Annotated in this window: 5 protein-coding genes and 1 rRNA gene; 5 read left to right on the top strand and 1 reads right to left on the bottom strand. The window is 74.5% G+C overall.

What is annotated here, in order from left to right:
• From rrf to ACFVSN_RS05500, 4 genes are all read left to right on the top strand, one after another.
• A 5S ribosomal RNA gene (gene rrf, locus ACFVSN_RS05515) occupies positions 1 to 75 on the top strand; the annotation flags it as partial.
• A gap of 266 nt (positions 76 to 341) precedes the next feature.
• The gene (locus ACFVSN_RS05510; RefSeq protein WP_380509189.1) at positions 342 to 980 is read left to right on the top strand and encodes a hypothetical protein; all 639 of its coding nucleotides are present in this window, start codon (positions 342 to 344) and stop codon (positions 978 to 980) included.
• Between the two features lie 330 nt (positions 981 to 1,310).
• The gene (locus ACFVSN_RS05505; protein WP_387953712.1) at positions 1,311 to 3,275 is read left to right on the top strand and encodes an FG-GAP-like repeat-containing protein; all 1,965 of its coding nucleotides are present in this window, start codon (positions 1,311 to 1,313) and stop codon (positions 3,273 to 3,275) included.
• Positions 3,276 to 3,487: 212 nt separating this feature from the next.
• Positions 3,488 to 5,059 carry an FG-GAP-like repeat-containing protein gene (locus tag ACFVSN_RS05500; protein WP_387953711.1) on the top strand — a complete coding sequence of 524 codons (1,572 nt, stop codon included), beginning with the start codon at positions 3,488 to 3,490 and terminating at the stop codon, positions 5,057 to 5,059.
• Here ACFVSN_RS05500 and ACFVSN_RS05495 read toward each other — a convergent pair.
• Positions 4,984 to 5,463, bottom strand: a complete 480-nt coding sequence (locus ACFVSN_RS05495; protein WP_387597929.1) for a MarR family winged helix-turn-helix transcriptional regulator — start codon at positions 5,461 to 5,463, stop codon at positions 4,984 to 4,986. The two genes, ACFVSN_RS05500 and ACFVSN_RS05495, sit on opposite strands and share 76 nt — an antisense overlap.
• A gap of 287 nt (positions 5,464 to 5,750) precedes the next feature.
• On the opposite strand from ACFVSN_RS05495, the gene ACFVSN_RS05490 reads away from it, so the two are divergent.
• Positions 5,751 to 7,901, top strand: coding sequence for a SpoIIE family protein phosphatase (locus ACFVSN_RS05490; protein ID WP_380441518.1), 2,151 nt, complete (start codon positions 5,751 to 5,753; stop codon positions 7,899 to 7,901).
• The last annotated feature ends 16 nt before the right edge of the window (positions 7,902 to 7,917 follow it).

Raw genomic sequence — 7,917 nt, 5'->3', positions numbered from 1 at the left:
AACCCGGAAGCTAAGCCTCACAGCGCCGATGGTACTGCAGGGGGGACCCTGTGGGAGAGTAGGACGCCGCCGAACAATCATTCAAGAGAAGCCCCATCCGGTCACCGGATGGGGCTTCTCTGTTTTTGCGCTCCGGTGCCCGCCGTTCCGGTGCCCGCCGCGGCGACCGGATGTTCCACTGACGGTCCCTCGCTGACCTGTGGCACCGGAGCCGGGGACCGTACGCCCTTCCTGCCCGGGGGGCGCGTACGGTCCCCGGTCGTTCGCGATCGGCGCCCCGCCGTGACCGCGGAGGGCGCGGGGATTACGCGCAGGCCTCCCACCTGGGAGATCATTCGTCCATGGACACCGAGATCGACACCGAGACCCTCGTACGCACCCGCCGCTCCCTGCACGCCGTGGCCGAACTGGTCCTGGCCGGGCCGCAGTACCGCACCGACGGCACGATCCGGCTGAAGGCGAGTGCGGGCGGCTTCGCCACGTCCGTCGGGGCGGAGCTGCGGGTGGTCGGGGCGGAGCTGGTGGCGCCGGGGCAGGTGCTGTCCCTCGAATGGACCACGTGTGCCGCGCTCGGGGCGGCCCTCGGGCTGTCGGCCGGCGCACCCGCCGGGCTGTACGGGGACGGGGCGGGCCGGGCGGCCGACGACTCGATCGAGGTGGACCCGGCCGCCGCCCGCCGGCTGCTGGACGGCTTCGCGGTCGGCGACGCGGCACTGCGCGGGCTGTTCCCGGGGACGGAACCGGTCATCTGGCCCGAGCACTTCGACATCGGCGTGACCGTCGGCGACGTGAACTACGGCGTCTCGCTCGGCGACTCCTACCTCCCGTTGCCGTACGCGTACGTCGGCCCGCACACCGCGCGGGAGGGCGGCTTCTGGAACGCGCCGTTCGGTGCCGCCCGGCCGCTGGGTGCACTCGCGGGCGTCATGGGTGTGATGGCGTTCCTGGAGGAGGGGCGCCGCCTGGCCACCGGCGCCTGACGGGTCGGAGGGCTGGTGACCGAGGGCTGGTGACCGAGGGCCGGTGACCCGCGGAGAGGGCTGTGATACCGCTCACGGCTACTTTCCCCGGCGGTGATTTCACGCGCCCTGATTGCCCGAAATATCAGTTTCATGGCCCTGCCGATGGCGGATTGACACCGGATTGACGGACGGTCGGGCCGACCGTCCGTCAGTTCCCGCCACCGGCCGGGATTCGGCCCGTTTGACGTACGCGAAATGCGCCCAGTAGCTTTCGGAAAGTTTGTTTGAACTTTGCCAGCTCGGGGGCGTTGGCGATTCCCCGGGCATGTCGATTTACGGGGAGTTGTTTTGCGAATAAGCCGGAGACTGATAAGGCCGCTGGCGGCGGCACTGGCCGTTCCCGCCCTGGCCACGTTCTCGTCCTCGCCGGCGACGGCGGCGGAGCCGGCCAAGCCGTCCGCGGCGGAGGACTTCTCCTACCCGGGCGCCGCGAAGGTCCTGGCGGACCGGAACATCACGCTCAAGGCGGGCGACGGGCACATCGTGCTCGCCGACTGTGCGTCGGGTCCGGGCCTGGTGGAGCTGTACAGCCGGGCGGCCACTCCGAGTCAGGTCTGTTTCAGGATCACCGGGCCGACGGGGTACCTGTCGCTGGAGATCCCGCAGATCTACAACATCAAGGGCGACGACCACACGATCAAGGCCACGCTGAACACCGCGGGCACGGTCAGCAGCGTCGACGTCAACAAGAACGCCTGGACCCCGGTCGGCGAGGGCGGCACCAGCGGCTCGACCACGCTGCTGGAGCTCAACGCCACCGACGGCCCCGCCGCGACGCCTGCGGCCGGGTCCAACCCGGCGATCGGCACCGTCACGGTCGGGCAGCCCGGCCACCCGGGCTCGCGCTCCTGCACCGCCACGCTGATCGCCCCGCAGTGGGTGCTGTCGGCGGCCGGCTGCTTCACCGACAAGCCGGACGACCCGAGCACCGTTCCGGCGGGCATCCCGAAGGCCCGGACCACGGTCACCATCGCCGGTCACGGGTACGACGTCTCCACGCTCGTGCCGCGGAGCGACCGCGACGTCATGATGATCCGTCTGGTCGAGCCCGCCAACGGCGTCACCCCGGTGGCCGTCGCGACGGCCGCGCCGGCCGCCGGCGAGGACCTGCAGGTGCTCGGCTTCGGCCGCACCAAGACCGACTGGCTGCCGGCCCAGTCCCACAGCGCGACGCTGACGACCGGCGCCGTGGCCTCCTCCAGCGTGGACCTCACCGCCAAGACCGCGGCCGACACCGTCTGCAAGGGCGACGCCGGTGCCCCGGCGCTGCGTGCCAAGAACGGCGGCGTCGAGCTCGCCGCCGTCGTCAGCCGTGCCTGGCAGGGCGGTTGCCTCGGTGAGACGGAGACCCGCCAGGGTGCCACCGAGACCCGGGTCGACGACATCGCCGGGTGGATCGCGGACACGCGCGACCACCGCTCGGCGACCGCGAACGAGGTCGGGGGCAGCGGTCGGCTGCGCTGGGCCGACTTCGACGGTGACGGCAAGCCCGACTACGTCACCATCGAGGACGACGGCTCGGTCAACGTGTGGCTCAACCGCGGCGGTGACGGGGCCGGCGGCTGGCAGTCGATCGGCAAGGTCGCCGGGGGCGTCACGACCGACCGCAGCCGGGTCCGTCTCGCGGACTTCGACGGGGACGGCAAGGCCGACTACTGGGTGATCAACCCCGACGGTTCGGTCAACGTGTGGCTCAACCGCGGCGGTGACGCGGCCGGTAGCGCCGGCTGGCTGCCCCTCGGCCGGGTCGCCACCGGTCTGACCACGGACCAGGACCAGGTGCGCTTCGCCGACTTCGACGGGGACGGCAAGGCCGACTACTGGCTGATCAAGCCCGACGGCTCGGTCACCGTCTTCCTCAACCGCGGCGGCGACCCGGTCGGTTCCGGTGGCTGGCAGTCCGCCGGCCAGGTTGCCGGGGGTGTCACGACCGACCGCAGCCGGGTCCGGCTGGCCGACTTCGACGGGGACGGCAAGGCCGACTACTGGGTGATCAACCCCGACGGTTCGGTCAACGTGTGGCTCAACCACGGGGGCGACACGGGCGGCGGCTGGCAGCCCCTCGGCCGCGTCGCGACCGGCCTGACCACGAACCAGAACTCCGTCTACTTCACGGACTTCACGGGCGACGGCAAGGCCGACTACCTCTGGAACCCCGGTGACGGCAGCACCCGCGGGTTCGCCAACAAGGGCGGCGACCCGGCCGGTCCGAACGGCTGGGCGGACCTCGGCAAGATCGCCAGCGGCGCCTGACCCCGACCCGCCCGGATCCCAGGCGCCTGACTGCGATGCGCCTGACCCCGGCAAGGGGTGACGGCCGGCCCGGCCCGGCCGTCACCCCGGTCGCCCCACGGCCGGCCGCTCCCCCCGCCGCACGGCGCGCGGAGCGGCCGGCCCACCTCGTGCACCACGTACCCCACGGCCGGCCAGCGCGCCGGCCCCTTTCGAAGGCCGTACTCCCTGCCATGAAACCTCGCGTTCCCCGGGCACTGGCGGCGCTCCTCGCCGTGACCGGCGTCGGCCTCGGCCTGGCCCCGACCACCGCCCAGGCCGCCACCCGGCCCTCACCTCCACTGATCAAGGTCATGCCGCTCGGCGACTCCATAACCTGGGGGGCCGGCAGCCGCAGCGGTGACGGCTACCGCGCGCCGCTGATGGACCTGACCGCACGCCAGTCCCCTTACACCATCGACATGGTGGGCTCGAACTCGTCCGGCACCCAGGTGGACCCGGACAACGAGGGCCACAGCGGCTACAAGATCCGGCAGATCCGCGCCGGCATCGACCAGTGGCTGACCGCGGCCGACCCGGACGTCGTCCTGCTGCACCTGGGGATCAACGACGTCAAGTTCGACAAGACCGACCCGGTCACGGCCGCCACCGCGCTGTCCGAGCTCGTCGACCGCATCTACACCGACAAGCCGCGGGTGACCGTCGTCATCCAGGGCCTGCTCACCGCCACGCCCGGGCTCGAACAGCAGACCGCCGAGTTCAACCGCACGATCGCCGCCCTGGAGGCCGACCGGCAGCGGGCCGGCCGGCACGTGCGCTACGTGGACCCGGCCGACCTCGACGCCGCCCACGACCTGCCCGACCAGCTGCACCCCAACGACGACGGCTACCGCAAGATGGCCCAGGTCTTCCACACCGCCCTCGACCGCGTCGTCGCCGACGGCTGGGCGCCGCGCCCCGCCGTCCCGCGCGCCGGCACCGAGGCCGGGGACAGCGGCCGGGTGCGCTGGGCCGACTTCGACGGCGACGGCAAGCCCGACTACGTCACCATCGAGGACGACGGTTCGGTCAACGTGTGGCTCAACCACGGCGGCGACCCGGCCGGTTCCGGCGGCTGGCAGTCCCTCGGCCGGGTCGCCACGGGTGTCACGACCGACCGCAGCCGGGTCCGGCTGGCCGACTTCGACGGGGACGGCAAGGCCGACTACTGGGTGATCAACCCCGACGGTTCGGTCAACGTGTGGCTCAACCGCGGCGGCGACCCGGCCGGTTCCGGCGGCTGGCAGGCGATCGGCAAGGTGGCCACCGGCCTGACCACCGACCAGGACCAGGTGCGCTTCGCCGACTTCGACGGCGACGGCAAGGCCGACTACTGGCTGATCAAGCCCGACGGCTCCGTCACCGTCTTCCTCAACCGCGGCGGCGACCCGGCCGGTTCCGGCGGCTGGTACGGCCTCGGCCAGGTGGCCACGGGTGTCACGACCGACCGCAGCCGGGTCCGGCTGGCCGACTTCGACGGGGACGGCAAGGCCGACTACCACGTCATCAACCCGGACGGCTCCGTCTCCACGTGGCTCAACCGGGGCGGCGACGGCCACGGCGGCTGGCAGTACATCGGCCGGACCGCAACCGGCGTGACCACCGATCACACCAGCGTCCAGCTCGTCGACTTCACCGGCGACACCCACGCCGACTACCTCAGGACCGACCCGGCGGGCCACGTCACCGCCTACGCCAACAACGGCGGCGACCCGAGCGGCCCGGACGGCTGGACCGGCCTCGGCCAGATCGCCGGCGGGGCCTGACCAGCGGGGCCTGACCGACGGGGCCTGAGCAGCGGGACGTGACCAGGGGGTGGTGGCAGATGCCGCCGCCCCCTTCCTCTTGGCCGGAGGCTGGCTCCCCGGCGTGGGAAGCGGCTGCGGACGGCCCGGGCGGCGTCCGTGCCGTCGAGGAGGGTGGGCAGCGGGGCGGTGAGGGTCTCGACGTCCTCTGCCGTCAGGCGGGCGCCCGTCTCGCCGGTGAGGCGGGAGGTAGCCTCGCCCGGCCGGGCGGCCAGGGCGCGGCCGGCGTCCGTGAGGTGGATCAGGACGGCGCGCTCGTCCTGCTCGTGCGGGACGCGGCCGACGAGGTCGCGCCGGACCAGGGCGTCGACGAGTCGGCTGGGGCTGCCCTGTTCGCGGACCAGCAGGCGGCCCGGGGCGGCCAGGGCGACCGGCCGGGGGATGGCGAGCGGGATCCGGTAGAAGGGCGGCCGGGCCGGTCGGGGCGTGCGGGACGGCGCCGGGTGGTGCCGGCCGGGGTTCGGCAGTCGGGTCGTCGGCGGTGGTGGTCACGCCGTCCGGGGCGTCGGGGAGGCAGGGAGGCGGCGCCGCGGGCGGCGCCGGGCGGGATCCGGTAGCCGGGGTCCGCGGTGGTTCCCGGCGGCGACGGGACGTACGGCGCCCGGCCGGGCCACTATGGGAGGGGGCCGGTCGGCCGAATGGGGTAATCGTGATGGGCGTGGCACGGCAGGCGTCCCCCGAGGACGCGGGGACGGCGGCGGAGCCGGGCCTGGAGGCCGTCGGGCAGGTCCTGCGGTCGGCGCCGGAGCGGCTCGGCGCGCACCTCGGCGGGGTCTACCTGCTGTCGGAGGACCGGCAGGTGCTCGAACTGGCCATGACGCTGGGGGCCGTCCGGCAGTTCACCAGGCCGTGGCAGCACATCGGCATGACCGCGCCGATCCCGGTGGTCGACGCGGTGCGCGGCGGCCGGACGGTGTGGGTGGCCGGCGCGGAGGAGCTGGCGCGCCGGTACCCGAGGGTCGCGGTCGCGATGCCGTACGCGTTCTGCCTGGCCGCCGCGCCGCTCGTCGCGCGCGGGACGACGTACGGGGCCCTGTTCGTGCTGTGGCCCGCCGCGCACGCCCCCGAGCTGTCGCCCTGGGAGCGCGGCGCGCTCGACGCGCTCGCCGGACGCCTGGCCCAGGTAGTGGCGGAGGCCGCCGACGCCGGGCGGCCGGTCCGTCCGGGCCCGCGCCCGGCGGTGGCGGAGCGGCGTCCGGTCGAGCCGGTCGCGGCGATGGCGGCGCGGCTCCCGGAGGGCCTCTGCGCGCTGGACCTGGACGGCCGGCTGGCCGCCGTCACCCCGGCCGCCGCCGAGCTGCTCGGGGAGCCGGCCGAGCGGCTGCTGGGCCTGCGGCCGTGGGCGGTGCTGCCGTGGCTGCGCGATCCGGTGTACGAGTACCACTGCCGGGCGGCGGTGATCAGCGGGCAGTCTGCGGCGTTCGTCGCCGTCCGGCCGCCGGACCGCCGGCTGTCGTTCGAGCTGTTCCCGGACCCGACCGGCCTCACCGTCCGGATCGCCCCGGTCGCCCCCGTCGCCCCGCTCACCGCCGTCGCCGGCACCCGCCGGGAGCGGCCCGCGGGCACGGCGGCCGACCGGGCGGTGCAGGCCCGGCCCGGCGCGCTGTACCACCTGCTCCACCTGGCCAGCGCGCTGACCGAGGCGATCAGCGTGCAGGACGTCGTGGCCATGGTCGCCGAGCAGATCGTGCCGGCCTTCGGCGGCCGGGCGGTGGCGGTGCTGCTGGCCGAGGGCGGCCGGCTGCGCATCGCGGGCCACCGCGGTTACCCGCCCGGCCTGGTCGACCAGTTCGACGGCACCCCGCTGACCGAGCCGACGCCCGGCGTCCGGGCCTCCACCCACGCCGTGCCGGCCTACTTCGAGAGCCGCGCGGAGCTGGAGCGGCTCTACCCGGGCCGCCACGAGACGCAGGACGGGATGGCCGCGTGGGCCTACCTGCCGCTGGTGACCTCGCGCCGGCTGATCGGCACCTGCGTGCTCGCCTTCGCCGAGCCGCACCGCTTCGACCTGGAGGAGCGGGCCGTCCTCACCTCCCTCGGCGGGCTGATCGCCCAGGCGCTGGACCGCGCCCGGCTGTACGACACCAAGCTCGGCCTGGCCCACGGCCTCCAGGAGAGCCTGCTGCCCCGGGCACTGCCCGCCGTGCCGGGCCTGGACGTCCGCGCCCGCTACCTGCCCGCCACCGAGGGCATGGACGTCGGCGGCGACTTCTACGACCTCCTGCGGGTCGGGCCGGACGACGTCGCCGTCGTCATCGGCGACGTCCAGGGCCACAACGTCAACGCCGCCGCGCTCATGGGCCAGGTCCGCACCGCCGTGCGCGCCTTCGCGTCCGCCGACGCCGACCCGGGCACCGTGCTGTGCCGCACCAACCGCCTGCTGGCTGACCTGGACACGGCGCTGCTGGCCAGCTGCGCCTACCTGCGCGTCGACCTCGCCCGGCGCGAGGCCCGGCTGGCCGACGCCGGGCACCCGGCGCCGCTGCTGTACGGGCCGGACGGCCGGGCGGAGGTGCTGGAGCCGGACGTCGGGATGGTGCTGAACGTCGACCCGGCCGCCGAGTACCCGCAGATTTCCGTCCCCCTGCCGGTCGGCACCACGCTCGTCCTGTACACCGACGGCCTGGTCGACACCCCCGGGGCCGATCCCGACCGGGCGCTGGCCGGCCTCGTCGCGACGCTGGCCCGGCGCGGCGCAGAGCCGCTCGACCGGCTGGCCGACGCGCTGATCGACCGGGCCGGGCACGGAGAGCACCGCACCGACGACGTGGCGCTGCTGCTGGTCCGGTCCGTCCCGCGCTGAGCCCGTGCGCCGGCCC

It is taken from the genome of Kitasatospora sp. NPDC057904, assembly GCF_042887925.1.
Classification (GTDB): domain Bacteria; phylum Actinomycetota; class Actinomycetes; order Streptomycetales; family Streptomycetaceae; genus Kitasatospora.
This window is presented reverse-complemented; position numbering and strand designations above follow the sequence as displayed.